The sequence below is a fragment of the Sphingopyxis sp. Geo48 genome (genome assembly GCF_949769155.1).
In the GTDB taxonomy this organism is placed as follows: Bacteria; Pseudomonadota; Alphaproteobacteria; order Sphingomonadales; family Sphingomonadaceae; genus Sphingopyxis.
In genome coordinates, this window is sequence record NZ_CATKPA010000022.1 from 1 (window position 1) to 434 (window position 434).

The following is a 434-nucleotide window of genomic DNA, read 5'->3' on the forward strand; positions in this document are numbered from 1 at the left end:
TGTCCGGCCCGAGGGGCCCACTCCAGATCGGCGTCGAAGAGGGACCCCCTTTTCGGATATGATGCTGGTTTGTTGAAGATGGCCTTGCGCTGCGTGCGGCGGAGGGCGGGCGTAGCCCGACCGGAGGCGCGCGCAGCGCAAGATAGATTTTTGAAGGCGCCGAAGGTGGCTGTCAGCTGCGGTTTTTGAAGCGCCAGCTGTCGTTGCCCGTCTCGACGATATCGCAGTGGTGGGTGACGCGGTCGAGCAGCGCCGTGGTCATCTTGGGATCGCCGAACACGGTCGGCCATTCACCGAAGGCGAGGTTCGTGGTGATGATGACGCTGGTGCGCTCATAAAGCTTGCTGATGAGGTGGAACAGCAACTGCCCTCCCGAGCGGGCGAACGGCAGATAACCGAGCTCGTCGAGCACGATCAGGTCGAGCCGCGACAGC

1 protein-coding gene is annotated in these 434 nt (G+C 63.1%); it reads right to left on the minus strand.

Annotated features, from left to right (window positions below; genetic code table 11):
• Positions 1 to 172: 172 nt before the first annotated feature.
• Positions 173 to 434 (minus strand): ATP-binding protein (locus QOL79_RS19535; RefSeq protein WP_082662294.1); only part of this gene is annotated, 262 nt, incomplete at its 5' end.